We start from the raw sequence: 14,028 nt of genomic DNA on the forward strand, positions 1-14,028 counted from the left end.
GGAAGTGTTGGAGCTGGAGTTTTGTTGTGGGGTTATCCTGGTTATTCGTTGTACCTCTGTTCGCCAACGATTTGGAACAAGAAACGCAAGCGGCCCAACTGCCCACTATTGTGTCTGAGGCGACGCCCTCCGAGGCGCCGGTCAAGCCCGCTGAGCATGTCGATTTAAAAGATGTTGTGCAAGAACCGCAGGATTCTGCGGTGGCCGATACGAGTAGCGCTGAAGAATCGCCAAGTATGGAACCTAGCCCGCCGCCGGAATCTGCAGTTATCGAGCATGAACAAAACACAGATGATCAGCCGGTGACTGAATCGATTACCTCGCAAGAGCCGGTGGCCACGCAAACTCCCGCTGACATCGAAGAGCCTGTGGGGCCGCTGGCTGCTCAACCGCTGGTTATGCTTGGGAGTGAAGTGGCTCCCGGTACGTCCGCGCGCCTCTCATGGACGCCAAACGTATCTTTTATGGGGATTGCAGCGCCGACTCCCGTGTTAGTGGTACATGGCGCCAAACCAGGGCCACGGGTTTGCCTTACGGCGGCAATTCATGGTGATGAATTAAACGGGATCGAAGTGGTGCGTCATGTGTTGTATAGCATCGACCCTGCTGAGCTGAGTGGAACCGTGATAGGCGTGCCTATCGTGAACTTACAGGGCTTTCGCCGCTCTTCGCGGTACCTGCCGGATCGTCGCGACCTCAATCGATATTTTCCTGGGAACCCGAAAGGAAGTTCCGCTGCTCGTATAGCCAACAGCTTCTTCTCCTCGGTGGTACAAAGCTGCGATATGTTGATAGATCTCCACACCGGGTCGTTTCATCGTACCAATTTGCCACAGATTCGCGCCAATTTGCGGGACCCGGCGGTCGAGGCCCTGACCCGCAAAATGGGCTCTATAGTTGTAGTTCACAGTGCGGGACGCCCTGGTTGTTTGCGTCGGGCCGCTTCTGAGGCCGGGGTGCCTGCGGTCACAATCGAAGCGGGGCAGCCCCTGGAGTTGCAAAAGCAAGCGGTCACTCACGGTATCAAAAGCGTGGAAACCCTACTGGATACATTGGGAATGTTGGATCGTCGACCGTTTTGGGAGCTGAAAGCGGAACCGGTGTTTTATCAATCAAAATGGGTCAGGGCGACTGCGGGCGGTATTTTGTTTAGTGACGTATCGCTCGGTGACCGGGTTAAGGCGGGTGCGTTGCTTGGTGTGATCACCGATCCAATCACCAACAGCCGACAGGATATTCTCGCCCCTGTGGCAGGGCGCATTATCGGTATGGCGCTAAACCAGGTAATGTATCCGGGTTTTGCCGCTTACCACATTGGGTTGCACTCTTCGGTTGAAGAGCTGAAGAGTGAGCCTGTGGAAGCCTCCGACACTGTCGACGAAGACGGCGACAGTTCCCTGCCGGAAGAATTGGTGCCCGCGGAAACCGACGAGCGCCTGCTCGAAGACTCCTAGGGCCTATCGAAACGCTGTAAGTTAGCCATTTTTGCACAGCACTGGCGATGCTTTTGCCGCGAAAACCCCTATGCACCAACACCAGCCGCTTAGCTCTGCTAAGCGGGGAACATGTACAGCCTAGAACATTAACGCATAAGCCGAAAATGCTGGTTGATTTTTGATCTCCCTGGGACTAATTTGCTGCGACTTTTTAGCTGGGTGTTTATTACGCGCCAAACAAATGATTCGTAGCGAGGTTGAATATGCAAGGTATCGCCAGGGCGATTGTCGCCGCAGCGAGTTCTGGTCGGGGGTTTGAGTGGGCGTTGACGCTGAGTATCGGGCCGATAATTATTGCCGCACTTATCTGTGTGTTTTACCCGTTTGGCGCTGGCTCGCTGACATCACACTCCCTGCATTCAAACGAGATTCAGCTCGGTGCGCTGATTTGGCGGTACCAGGGTGCGGAAGATACCGGTTGTGAGGGGCTTTCCTCTAAACCACTTGTCGATGCAGTCACTGCAGTTGCTGGTGAAAAACTTGTATTGTTAGAGGGTCCCAAGAACGAATGTACCCATCTGGTAACTCTGGTGTAGCAGGCACGATGTAGCAGAGATGGTGTGGGTAAGAACCCAGCCTGAGCCACTGCGCAGACTGGGTGTTGCCCATCGTTGATTCTACTGCCCTTTTTAGCGCTTGCCGCCTGCTGCTACAACCTCTGTACGCTCTCACCTTTACGTCTTCGGTCTGCAGCCTTCCTTAAAATATAAGCACTAAAAAACTAGCTAAAGAATAATTATAAAGTGCTTTATTTTGTCGATAATCTGATTTTTTATCACACTAAAATATTATAAATGTGATCCTATACCGCTTTTAATACTTTATTTTTATAAGAAGAAAAAATTAATTGCCGTTTAGGAAATATGGATATAACGTTTAAAAAAGGCGCATTATGGCGCTTAAATTATTTATTTGGTGCGCTGAACCTTAGGTGTGCTCGATCGTGCTTGGTAATTGAGGTAGCGAGTTATGGCCAGTACGCCGGCAACAGTCCGAACTCTCACTGCATCTAGCAGACGGGCCAAATGGTCTGGACTCTCGCTGGTAGAGTTGATGGTGGCGCTGGTAGTGGTAGTGGTGCTAATTGCGCTGGTTATTCCTCTGGCGGCCTACCTGTCTGATCGCGCGAACATACATGCTGCGCAACAGGATTTGCTGAAGTTGGCCGACATGTTGGGTGAGCGTCGTCAGGCTGAGGGCACATTCCCGTCGTTGGCTGGCACCACCAGTTCGTCGGAGCTGTTTCCTTCGTGGCAACCCAATTCAACAAAGTTTCAATACGTTATCGTGTCTTCAGGCGCTACTTTTGAGGTGACAGCGAATGGTCGTGGGCGCTTCCTTGGCTGCTCCCTCTCTATCGACCAAGACAGCAACCGCACGGCTGCTGCTCGCTGCCCGGTTGGCGGAGACCACTGGCAGTAAATCTACAGCTTGGCTGAGGGGTAGCCCAGTTGACGCCATGCTTCATACACCATCACGGCGGCGGCGTTGGATAGGTTCATACTTCGACTCTGCGCTTGCATTGGAATTCTCAAAACCTGCTCAGGCGGAAGTGACTCGCGAATATCCGCAGGTAAGCCCCGTGTTTCGGGCCCGAACACAAGGTAGTCCCCGGCACTAAAGCGCGCTTCGGAGTGCGTTGCTGTCCCTTTGGTTGAAAGCGCCCAAATCGTCGCGGTGCCCGCCGCGTCTCTAAGACTTTGCCAGTTTTCGTGGATTTTCAGGTTCTGCCATTCGCTGTAGTCAAGCCCGGCCCGGCGGAGTCGCTTGTCGTCGAGCACAAAGCCCAAGGGTTTAACCAGGTGAAGCTGGCAGCCAGTATTGGCACAGAGGCGGATGATGTTACCGGTGTTTGGCGGGATTTCCGGTTGATAAAGCACAACATTGAACATGAAAAGTAGATTACCTGTTGATTGGTGCGCCATAATGTGTAATCTGAGCGCGTTTGGTTATAAGTACTTAGACGTGGTTTTTGTATAGATGGGGCATTCGGCCGGGGCCAGATCATACCCACATCCAACTTCTGAACCAATGTCTATACTTCAGGTTATCTATTTATTCCCGGCTATAAGCTTGGGTTATTACTTTTCTGCGGGGGAGCACGCGGAAATTAGTATGCACGACGCAACTCCGTAATCAAGCGCGGAGAGAAGTCAGCTAGAGGCGATTCCGCCGGGATTATGCGGAAGTAAGTCAGCAAGAGGCGAATTTAAAATAATGCTCGCTAAGTGGTTTTCCAGATTCGGAGGGAAGAACGCGACGGTAGGTATAGAGTTACAAGCTGAGGGCTTGGCTCTCGCCGTTCGCAATCAGGAGGATAATCCGGAGTCATCTTCCAGTGCCGAGGGTGCGCTTGCGCCTGCCTGTTACATTTCTCAAGTGACTTTTCTTTCTCACGCGTCCAACGATGCAAAACCCGCACTGGCACTCACTCAATGGGTCGATTCCCAGCAATTAAAAAATGCCCGCTGCAACCTGGTGCTGGGGCAGGGCGACTACCAGTTGTTGCTTGTGGAAGCTCCTGATGTAGACGCCAAAGAATTGCGTCATGCCATTCGTTGGCGAATTAAAGATTTAGTGAATATCCCTCTCGAAAAGGCGGTGCTGGACGTGTTTCTGTTGCCGCGCGACGGCAGCCGTTCGGGTAAAGCGATGGCTTATGTTGCGGTTGCAGACAAGTCGCGCATCGAAAAAGCCATTGCGCTAGTGCGTGACGCAGGGTTGCAACTCGCCGCTATCGATGTGAGTGAGCTTGCTTTACGCAACCTCGTTTGCCTGAAAGAGCTAAACATAAAAGACAGCCGTGGCGTGGCGTTGGTTCGCTTGAGCGAAGGGGCCGGGGTGTTGTCGCTTTACCGCGATGGCAACTTGTACCTTACCCGTCAATTCAGTATTCGTTACGGTGCAGGTCTACTGGACGACATTCCCGCAGAGAGCTTCTTGTTGGAAGTTCAGCGTTCACTCGATTATTTCGAGCGTCAGATGGGGCAGGTTCCACCGGCGAGTCTCTATGTGTGTGGTGACAACATCTCCGCTGACAAAATCACTGTCGAGTTACAGCGTGGGTTAAGTGTGCCGGTGAAATATCTCGAGTTAAATTCTTTAGTCAATCTGCCACTAAACAGCGAAGAACCATTGGCACACCTTGCCGTAGCGGCCATGGGTGGGGCGTTGCGCGAAGACACCTTGGCGGCTTTCAGCAAGCGGGGAGCGGCTGACTAATGGCTATTCAGCAAGTCAATTTATACCTGCCGGAACTGCGCCCCAGTCGCGATTGGCTTTCCCTCAATACATTGTTGGTCAGTGTCGCAGGAACCGTGCTGCTTTTTATTATCAGCTACATCTACGGCAATTGGGCAAGCACTCGCTTGCGCGAGCAAGTTGCCGTAGTCGAACAACAGGTCTCCGTTGCTCGTAATCAATTGGCGCAAACTCGTACTAAAGCCCGGCCATTGCACAACGCCAGCCTGGATACGCAAGCCGCGTATCTGGAGGCTGCGATCCGCGGCCGCGAGCAGGTCGGACAGATTATCTCGGGTCAGTCATTGGGCAATTCCGGTGGTTTTACCGCCGCCTTTAATGCGCTTGCATTGCATTCTAGCCCTAGCGTTGCGTTGGAGCATATACGCCTCACCCGAGGCGGCGGTTACCTGCAGCTGGCAGGGGCAACCAATAGCCCGGAAGACGTGACGATTTATTTGCAACACCTGCGCGATGACCCAGCATTCGGTAGTACCCGGTTTGGGTTGCTGAGCATTGGTGATAGCAAACAAATACGCGGCGCCCATCGGTTTTCGCTTGGGTTTGAGTCGGTTTATGACGATGCAACCGATGGGGCTGAGCAATGAATCGCGATCATTTGTTAAAGCGCTGGGCGCAATGGCAAGCGCAATTTTCCAAGTTGTCATTTCGCGAACGAATACTCGCGGGCGCTGGTGTATTTGGGCTTTTGCTAATGGCCTGGCATTTTGCTTTTCTTGCGCCCGCAATCTCTGAACAGGAGCGCTTACAGCAGCGGTTTGAGCAAGCGCAAAAAGAATTGAAAAGCCTGGGAATGGAAGAACAGGCGCTAGTCAGCGCTATGAGCAGTGACCCGTCCCTTGTATTGCGAAAACGCGTTGATAATTTACAGGCCGAATTGAACGCACTCGACCAACATGTACAACAGATGTCTGCAGGCTTGATATCGGCACAGCGCCTGCCGGAGCTGCTACAGGCTATTCTTAAAGAAACATCCGGGTTAGAGCTGGTGGCCATGCGTATCGCTGCACCGCAAAAATTGAGTTTGCAGACGACGGCGAAGGAATCTGAGGATGAGCTTATTGAGCCAGACCCAGAACCTGTAAACCGATCCCAGGAGATTGCCGGACTCACGCCATTCTTCGATAAAGCAACCACCTCAGCGGAGATCGCAGAAGCAAGAGTGGCAGGTGTATACCGGCATTCGGTGCGATTGCGTTTGCACGGTACGTATTTTTCGGTTGTTGATTTTTTACAACGCCTGGAAAAACTTGAGTGGAGCTTTTACTGGGAGTTTATTGAATATCAGGTAGACGCGTATCCACGCGGTGATGTCACTCTCGAGGTATACACCCTGTCCACCGAAAAAGGAGTGATGGAATGATTTGCGCGCGGTGTTTACCCGTAGTGTTACTGCTGTTCGTGCACTGGGCTGTTTATGCAAGTGATGGGAGCACACCGCTACGCGACCCCACGCGGCCGCTGCATTTTCAAGCACCGTCTAAAGGCGCGATTAAATTGCAACTACAAGCAATTTATAACCGGGGTTCGCACCGGCAAGCTATTGTCAACGGCAAGTTGGTGAGTGAGGGCGAAATCGTAGATGGAGCAAAAATCACAGCGATTTTAGAAAATCGGGTGCGTTATAGCGCTGCGGGTAGCGCCGGAACAATACTGCTGCGCCCGCATATTAGCAATGCAACACCGTAGTTGTGAATTCACGAATGATGATGCCAATGAGAAATATAACCAGCAACCTTAGCCAAATATTTACCCTCGCTCTATTTGCGGTACTCGGTGCATGTTCCAGTGTGCCGCAAGACGAAACGTCGGCCGAGCGTGATATGCAGCAGGTGCAATCACAACAGGCGGCGTACCGGGCGCAGGAAACTCAGCCCGACGTGCCTGAGGCAATAAATCAGCAACTTTTGGATAGCGCTCTCTTGGGTGCTCGTGCACAAACTTTTTCTGCAAAGGAGCCACGATTCGACGTTTCTGTCAACGAAGTGCCGGCGAGAACATTTTTTGTGAGCATGATTGCGGACTCTGGCGTAAATGTTGTGGCCCATCCGGAAATTAGCGGTTCGATCACACTTGAATTAAAAGATGTGTCTGTGCGCGAGGTGCTTAACGTTACTCGTGATGTGTATGGCTATGAGTACAAGTTTCAAGATGGCATTTACACGGTTTATCCCCGCAAACTTCGTACCCAGGTTTTTCCGATCAATTATCTGGATATTCAACGCGCAGGCGTCACGGAAACATCGGTAGCGATCGGACGCATCGAATCCGGCTCTCGCCGCAATAACAACTCCAATAACACCTCCAACAACAGTAGTAGCAATAGTGATAGTGAAAGCGGTGCAGGGGAAAATGAAAACAACAGCTCCGCCACGAAATTTGTTCCCGGTACCCGTTTACGTACGCTCAGTCGCACCGATTTTTGGCGCAGTGTGCAAGATACAATTTCTGCGATTGTGGGCGGTGACGCAGACGGCCGAATGGTGATGGTGAATCCGCAGGCCGGGATGGTGGTCGTTAAAGCCATGCCGAACGAACTGAGCGCGGTACGCGATTTTCTTGAACGCTCTGAGCTGAGCGTGCGGCGTCAGGTTGTGTTGGAAACTAAAATTATTGAAGTGCAATTAAACGACGGCTATGAGGCTGGCGTAAATTGGGGCGCTATTACCGGGGCACTTGGTGTTGCTTCTGACTCGTCACTTGTTATGACCAATAATGATGGCGTTAAATCGAAAATTCGCACTACACAAAATCTTCTGAGTGGTGTTCTCAATGTAACGCGTATCGAAGACTTGCTGAACCTCTTGGAAACGCAGGGCAATGTGCAAGTGCTATCAAGCCCACGCATCTCTACGGTTAATAATCAGAAAGCCATAATACGAGTCGGCACGGATGAATTTTTTGTCACCGGTATTACTAATAACACTACCACAACGGCCTCCAATATTCAGAACTCGCCGGAAGTGTTACTGGATTCCTTTTTCAGCGGTATAGCGCTGGATGTAACACCCCAAATTGCCGAAGACGGCGACGTAATTATTCATGTGCATCCGTTAGTGAGCAAGGTGCAGGATCAACTCAAAGATATTTCAATTGGCGATCTGGATTATTCCCTGCCATTGGCGCTACGCGATGTTCGCGAGTCGGACAGTATTGTGCGGGCCAGCAATGGGCAGGTTGTGGTTCTCGGTGGTCTGATGCAGGAAACAACGAGCGACGTTGCTACCAAACGACCATTTCTTGGCGATATCCCTGGCGTGAATGTGTTATTTAAGGGCCGGGCCAAGCGTAAAGTCAAAACGGAACTGGTGATTTTAATGCGACCGATTGTGGTTGATGAAAACACCTGGGAAGAGCAGGTCAATCGCAGTGATCGCGCGATTGAGGCTATGTCGAATGCTTACCGAAATCGAAATCAGTAACGAGATAGCACATGTACCTGAATCATTTCGGCTTCGCGGAACTTCCATTTTCGCTTACGCCGGATACACAGTTCTTTCTTAATCAGCAAAGTCATCGCGATGCGTTGAATACTATGCTGGTCGCTTTGCAGCACTGTGAGGGGTTTATAAAAATTGTCGGTGAGGTTGGTACCGGTAAGACGCTGTTGTGCCGCATTTTGCTCGCGCGTTTGAAACACCGTTTTGTGACTGCTTACATTCCTAACCCCTATCTTACGCCGGATGAACTTAAAGCCTTTGTCGCGCAGGAAATTGGAGCGCAATACGACCCGTCAATGCAAACCCATGTGTTGCTGACCTCCATTTACCACAAGCTGATGCAGTTGGCGCACAACGGCAAACAAGTAGTTTTGGTCGTAGATGAAGCGCAAGCAATGCCGCGAGAAACAATCGAGAGCTTGCGGTTGTTAACGAATTTGGAAACAGAGAAACGCAAACTGCTACAGGTGGTGATGTTAGGCCAGCCTGAGTTGGACCATCTTTTGTCAAGGCCGGATCTGCGTCAGTTAAAACAGCGAATTATTTTTTCAGAATATTTACATCCGTTTTCATCTCGAGGTGTGAGGGAATATATCCGTCACCGTTTAGATGCGGCTGGTGGTCGTGCGGATGTATTCACCCCTTCCGCTCTTTGGTTGTTAAGCCAAGGTGCAGGTGGCATTCCCCGGTTAATCAATATTATCGCGCATAAAGCGCTGATCAGCGCCTATGGGCGGGGCTTGATTCGAGTCGGAGTCATGCAAGTGGCCAAGGCAATCGCCGATACCGCAGAGACGCGCTGGACCGGTAAATTGCTCGCCTGGCACTGCCGTGTGGGTGCGTATTTCGCGCCCTTTGGGGGGCGGGCATGAGCCTCATCAACGATATGTTGCGCGACCTGGACGCACGTGAAAAATCGCCGAGTGCGGAATTAGAGAATCATTTGGGTGGTGACCGTATCCGAATTAGAGGATACCGAGCCTGGCCACTGTTTTTCATTGCGATCGCTCTGGCATTGACTGTTGGCTTCGATTTGCTTCCGGGAGCTTTCACCTCCCCGTCTGATACATCGACTTTACCGAGCCGTGTGGTGGAAACATCTTCGGTTAGGACAGGCACGAGCGGTGACACGACCAAAACGGCAACCTTCGATGTGAATGAGGTGGCTGCTGTTATTGCTAGCGAGCAACCAAATAATGTTAACCCTGTGGCCCCGCAGCCGTCTGATACCAAACACACGCTTGCTGAGAAAACATTGCCGAGTAGCAGCGGGCTGAACGTTAAAAGCCCTGAAGGTGAGCACACCGGTAGCACGGGTTTTCGTTCGAGCAGAGAAAAATGGCTGTCTTTAGCGGCACTGGCGTACGAACAAAACCGATTGACGCTACCGTTAGAAAACAATGCGCTCTATTTTTATCGCCAAGTGTTGGCACAGATGCCTGATGACGAGCAGGCTCAACAGGGTATCGAAAAAATACAGCAACGATATAAGCAATTGCTAGCCGCTGCCGCGGCAAAGGCAGACTTGGAGCGACTTACCTTTTTATTGGGCCGCGCAGAACGCGCGGGGTTTGATATTCACCCTGAAAATTACGCAGTCACTGTGGCTCAAACGACAGAGAAAAATAACGGCGCCGGACAGGTAGCGATTACGCAATCACTATCGTCTCAAGAGGATGCCGTTTGCGCCGACGCTGAGCGTATGATCGCCGCGGGAAACGGTGCTCAGGCTATGCGCGTGTTAGAGGCGTTTATTGCCCGTGAGGCCGACGCAGAAAAAGCACGTGAGCTATTGTTCCAAGCATACCTTGATAGCGCGCGTTATGCAGACGCTAAAGCGGTTGTAGATAACTGGGCAACGCCCCCCGTGCGCAAACAGTTGCTCGACGCAAAGTGGTTCGTAGCGCAAGGTGAAATCGCGCAGGGGTTGGGTGTCCTTGAGCAAACGAGTGTCAAACGGCTCGAGTCTATGTACGCGGCCGGTATTATCTCGCAGTCACTGTTTGAGCAATTCAATGCACTCTTAGCCGCGTTGTATCGCAGTGCGGGCAATACATTGGCCGCAGCGGAGCGCTACCAGGCTCTGATTGCCATGGCGCCTTCTAATTTTGCTTACTGGCTGGGCTACGCCTTGTGCTCCGATGAGTTGGGTCATGCGGAAAATGCATTGGCGGCCTATCGGCAAGTGCTGTCAGATTCGCAGTTGGACCAGTCAGCGCACACGTATGTTACGCAACGGGTTCGCCAATTAACCGCACTTGCACAGCGCGATGATGGCATCGCCAGCGGCCACTAACGGAAAAGCTGAAACCAGATATGAGTGACGCACCAAAACGAATTCGCCTGGGTGATTTGCTGGTAGCACAGCAATTAATATCCCAAGATCAGTTGGAAACGGCGCTGCGTGAACAGCGTTCGACCGGGTTAAAGCTTGGGCGCCAGTTGGTCGAAATGGGGTTCGTGGAAGAAAACAGCCTGCTGTCGTTGCTATCTCGCCAATTGGACATTCCGTTTATCGAGTTGAAACATTTTCGGTTTGATCGCGAGTTAGTGCAGTCCTTACCAGAGAGCCTTGCGCGGCGTTACCGGGTAATGATTCTACGGGAAGATCCAGACAGCATCCTGTTAGGTATGTCGGACCCAACTGATATTTTCAGTATCGACGAGCTGCAGCGGGTGATTCCCAAGCCGATAAAAACAGCGGTCGTACGTGAATCTGAGTTGCTGGATATTCTCGATATTGCCTATTCAAGCGCAGAAGAAATTGCCTCGTTGGCAGAGCAGTTGGATGAAACTCTGGATGACGATTCCGTTGATCTGTCGGAAATTATTACCAGCGCCGAAGATTCTGATGCGCCCGTTGTAAGGTTGCTGCAGAAAGTTTTTGAAGAAGCAATTAAAACGAAGGCTTCTGATATTCATATTGAGCCTGATGAAAATGTATTGCGAATTCGTCAGCGTATAGATGGCGTACTCGTTGAGCAGGTTATGAACGAAAAGCGCATTGCCGGAGCGCTGGTCGTACGCTTAAAACTGATGTCCAATCTGGATATTGCTGAAAAACGATTACCTCAAGATGGCCGTTTCAACTTGAAGGTTTCCGGCCACAATATTGATGTGCGTCTATCAACCATGCCGGTACAGTTTGGTGAATCGGTGGTGATGCGTATTCTAGATCACACTGAAGGTGTACTGCCGCTGGGTTCGGTGGGTATGCCCGATAATTATATTCGTCGCTTTCGCCATATTATTACCCGCCCGCACGGCCTGGTGTTGGTTACTGGCCCCACCGGCAGCGGTAAAACCACAACGCTATACGGCGCATTGTCGGAACTGAATACGCCTGAGAAAAAAATCATTACGGTAGAGGATCCGGTTGAATACCGATTGCCGCGGATCAGCCAGGTTCAGGTGCACGAAAAAATTGGCCTGAGCTTTAGCAAGGTTCTTCGTGCAACGTTGCGTCAAGACCCGGATATTCTTCTGGTGGGTGAGATTCGCGATGCGGACTCCGCAGAAATAGCGCTGCGCGCAGCAATGACGGGGCACATGGTGCTTTCCACGTTGCACACCAATGACGCGGTGACTTCTGCGTTGCGGTTGGTTGATATGGGGGTGGACCCCTATCTGGTTGCGTCCAGCCTAAAAGCGATTGTAGCCCAGCGTTTGGTGAGGCGAATTTGTGAAAGCTGTTCAGTGCCGCATGAACTCAATCCGCTGGAACTTAGTTTACTCCACAGTCTGAAAAAAAATCACAATCTGGCCGATGCAAATTTTCGTCGCGGCACCGGCTGCGCGCATTGTTACAACACCGGTTATCGAGGTCGTATTGGGGTATTTGAATTGTTGGAAATTAACCACGCCATGGCAAATGCCCTGCGGGACAACAGCGTGCGTGAATTTAACGACGCCGCACACAGCAGCAGCCACTACCGTCCGTTGAGCGCCAGTGCGTTGGACTTCGCTATACAAGGGGTGACCACTATCGACGAAGTTATGCGGGTGTCTGCCCAGATTGAAGACGAGAGTCTCGGCGAAATCGCTGAGTACGATCAATAACGGGAAACTATAAAATTCGGCTATGGCTCAATTTTCATTCGAAGGTCGTTCTGCGCAAGGGCAATCCGTTAAGGGTGAAATTGCCGGTGCCTCGGTGGATGCGGTAGCGGCAGTTTTAGTTGGGCGCGGTATTACGCCGGTACGTATCAACGAGGTTTCGCTTGGTGCAAGTCTTGTTAAGCGCATAAATGTAGTACTGGGCTCAGAGCAGGTTCCCGTTGTTGATTTGGTTATGTTCTGTCGCCAAATGTATACCGTTACCAAAGCCGGTATTCCCCTGACCCGAGGAATCCGTGGATTGGCGGCAAGCGTCCGCCACGAACATTTTCGCGAAGTGCTCAACGACGTTGCCGAAAAACTGGAAACCGGTATGAGCCTGTCACGGGCGATGCGGCAACATCCAAAAGTATTCGATTCGCTCTTTGTAAGCATGATCAATGTGGGTGAGAGCAGCGGCAAGCTGGATGAAATATTCCGCCAAATTGGTTTTTATCTGGAGCGCGATGAAGAAACCCGCAAGCGTGTTAAGTCCGCCATGCGCTACCCTTCCTTTGTGGTGGTAGCACTCGTTATCGCATTTGTGGTAATCAATATTTACGTGATCCCTCCCTTCGCCAAAATGTTTAGTAAATTTGGCGCAGAGTTGCCGATTGTTACCCGAGGGTTAATTGCGACATCAAATGCGTTCACAACCTATTGGCCAGCGATGCTGATTGTTTTAGTGATGTTGGTGGGCGGCGCTACCTACTATTTGCGCACCGAGCAGGGGGCTTATTTATGGGGTGGCAAAAAGCTGCGCTTGCCTATTATCGGCAGTTTGATTGAGCGTGCCTCCATGGCCCGCTACGCGCGCAGTTTTTCTCTCATGCTGAGTGCCGGCGTGCCGATCACCCAGTCGTTAAGCTTGTGTGCTGCGGCGATAGACAACCCTTTTCTGTCAGCAAAAATTCAGCAGATACGGCAGGGGGTGGAGCGTGGGGAGACGCTTCTGCGCACACATTTACAGGCTGAATTATTTACTCCCCTGGTGTTACAGATGATTTCTGTCGGCGAGGAAAGTGGGCAGGTGGATAATCTGCTACGCGATGTGGCTGAGTTTTACGAGCGGGAAGTGGATTACGATTTAAAAACTCTGACTGACCGCATAGAGCCGCTGTTGATTATCGTTCTTGCGGTTTTTGTCACATTGCTTGCGCTGGGTATATTTTTGCCACTTTGGAGTCTATACGATGTTCAAACCGGTGGCATGTAACTGGAAATGCGAAAACGGTTTCAGCTTATTCGAGTTGGTTATCGTTTTAATTGTATTGGCCGTTTTACTGCATTTCTCGATCCCGTATTACAACGATGTGGTTGATGATTCCAAGTCTAAAACTGTCAAGTTTCAAGCCGGAACATTTTCCCGTGCGGTGGAAAATCTGCACGGCCAGGCGAAACTCGGCGATGGCCATTCCGTAGAGGTCAATGGTTTAACAATTCGCATGAATGAATATGGTTGGCCAGCCAATGCGGGTAGCAATACGTCTGCAAAACTGGCGAATCAAACTGCACTGGAATGCCAGCAATTGTGGAATGGTGTTTTCAAAAATGCGCCTGCCACAGTCATACTGGAAAACGAAAAAGCACGGGATGCACACCCTCAGGCGGACTTCGGGGTAAATTTTATTAACGGTCGAATTTGTCGATATGAACTATTGCGAAAAGGCGACGAACGCTTCTTCTTCGACTATGATCTAAAAACAGGAGAGGTGGCAGTGCAAATTTCTAAGTAG

The 14,028-nt window shown here is 51.2% G+C and carries 14 protein-coding genes; 13 read left to right on the plus strand and 1 reads right to left on the minus strand.

Annotated features, from left to right (window positions below; genetic code table 11):
- Positions 1-26: 26 nt before the first annotated feature.
- The 3 genes from TERTU_RS04840 to TERTU_RS04850 all read left to right on the plus strand — a co-directional run bounded on the left by TERTU_RS04840 (position 27) and on the right by TERTU_RS04850 (position 2,918).
- Complete coding sequence (locus tag TERTU_RS04840) at positions 27-1,454, plus strand: succinylglutamate desuccinylase/aspartoacylase family protein (RefSeq protein ID WP_015820576.1); 1,428 nt, start codon at positions 27-29, stop codon at positions 1,452-1,454.
- Positions 1,455-1,699: 245 nt separating this feature from the next.
- Positions 1,700-2,032, plus strand: a complete 333-nt coding sequence (locus TERTU_RS04845) for a hypothetical protein (RefSeq protein WP_015817802.1) — start codon at positions 1,700-1,702, stop codon at positions 2,030-2,032.
- 433 nt (positions 2,033-2,465) lie between these two features.
- Entirely contained in the window at positions 2,466-2,918 is a 453-nt protein-coding gene (locus tag TERTU_RS04850; RefSeq protein WP_228378268.1) for a hypothetical protein, read from the plus strand.
- A gap of 2 nt (positions 2,919-2,920) precedes the next feature.
- Here the strand turns inward: TERTU_RS04850 and trmL are convergent, their stop codons facing one another.
- Complete coding sequence (gene trmL, locus TERTU_RS04855) at positions 2,921-3,388, minus strand: tRNA (uridine(34)/cytosine(34)/5-carboxymethylaminomethyluridine(34)-2'-O)-methyltransferase TrmL (RefSeq protein ID WP_015817884.1); 468 nt, start codon at positions 3,386-3,388, stop codon at positions 2,921-2,923.
- Positions 3,389-3,713: 325 nt separating this feature from the next.
- Here trmL and TERTU_RS04860 point away from each other — a divergent pair, with 325 nt between their 5' ends.
- Genes TERTU_RS04860 through TERTU_RS04905 form a run of 10 tightly spaced genes read left to right on the plus strand, consistent with a single transcriptional unit; the run spans position 3,714 to position 14,028 of the window.
- Complete coding sequence (locus TERTU_RS04860; RefSeq protein WP_015818701.1) at positions 3,714-4,718, plus strand: type IV pilus biogenesis protein PilM; 1,005 nt, start codon at positions 3,714-3,716, stop codon at positions 4,716-4,718.
- On the plus strand, positions 4,718-5,344 hold the full coding sequence (locus TERTU_RS04865) for a hypothetical protein (RefSeq protein ID WP_015817384.1): 627 nt from the start codon (positions 4,718-4,720) through the stop codon (positions 5,342-5,344). Before TERTU_RS04860 ends, TERTU_RS04865 begins: the two co-directional genes overlap by 1 nt.
- Entirely contained in the window at positions 5,341-6,120 is a 780-nt protein-coding gene (locus TERTU_RS04870; protein WP_015816785.1) for an OmpH family outer membrane protein, read from the plus strand. The genes TERTU_RS04865 and TERTU_RS04870 overlap by 4 nt, the downstream gene beginning before the upstream one ends.
- Positions 6,117-6,446: a hypothetical protein gene (locus TERTU_RS04875; protein ID WP_015819245.1), complete on the plus strand. Its 330-nt coding sequence runs from the start codon at positions 6,117-6,119 to the stop codon at positions 6,444-6,446. Before TERTU_RS04870 ends, TERTU_RS04875 begins: the two co-directional genes overlap by 4 nt.
- A 20-nt stretch (positions 6,447-6,466) precedes the next feature.
- Entirely contained in the window at positions 6,467-8,179 is a 1,713-nt protein-coding gene (gene mshL, locus TERTU_RS04880) for a pilus (MSHA type) biogenesis protein MshL (RefSeq protein ID WP_015820521.1), read from the plus strand.
- 11 nt (positions 8,180-8,190) lie between these two features.
- Positions 8,191-9,069 (plus strand): ExeA family protein, encoded by an 879-nt coding sequence (locus TERTU_RS04885; RefSeq protein ID WP_015818077.1) that lies wholly within the window; start codon positions 8,191-8,193, stop codon positions 9,067-9,069.
- Positions 9,066-10,493 carry a tetratricopeptide repeat protein gene (locus TERTU_RS04890; RefSeq protein ID WP_015819839.1) on the plus strand — a complete coding sequence of 476 codons (1,428 nt, stop codon included), beginning with the start codon at positions 9,066-9,068 and terminating at the stop codon, positions 10,491-10,493. Before TERTU_RS04885 ends, TERTU_RS04890 begins: the two co-directional genes overlap by 4 nt.
- Positions 10,494-10,513: 20 nt before the next feature.
- Positions 10,514-12,256, plus strand: coding sequence for a GspE/PulE family protein (locus tag TERTU_RS04895; RefSeq protein ID WP_015820907.1), 1,743 nt, complete (start codon positions 10,514-10,516; stop codon positions 12,254-12,256).
- 22 nt (positions 12,257-12,278) lie between these two features.
- Entirely contained in the window at positions 12,279-13,508 is a 1,230-nt protein-coding gene (locus tag TERTU_RS04900) for a type II secretion system F family protein (protein WP_015817453.1), read from the plus strand.
- Positions 13,486-14,028 (plus strand): type II secretion system protein, encoded by a 543-nt coding sequence (locus tag TERTU_RS04905; RefSeq protein WP_015819842.1) that lies wholly within the window; start codon positions 13,486-13,488, stop codon positions 14,026-14,028. The genes TERTU_RS04900 and TERTU_RS04905 overlap by 23 nt, the downstream gene beginning before the upstream one ends.

Source organism: Teredinibacter turnerae T7901 (assembly GCF_000023025.1).
GTDB lineage: Bacteria > Pseudomonadota > Gammaproteobacteria > Pseudomonadales > Cellvibrionaceae > Teredinibacter > Teredinibacter turnerae_B.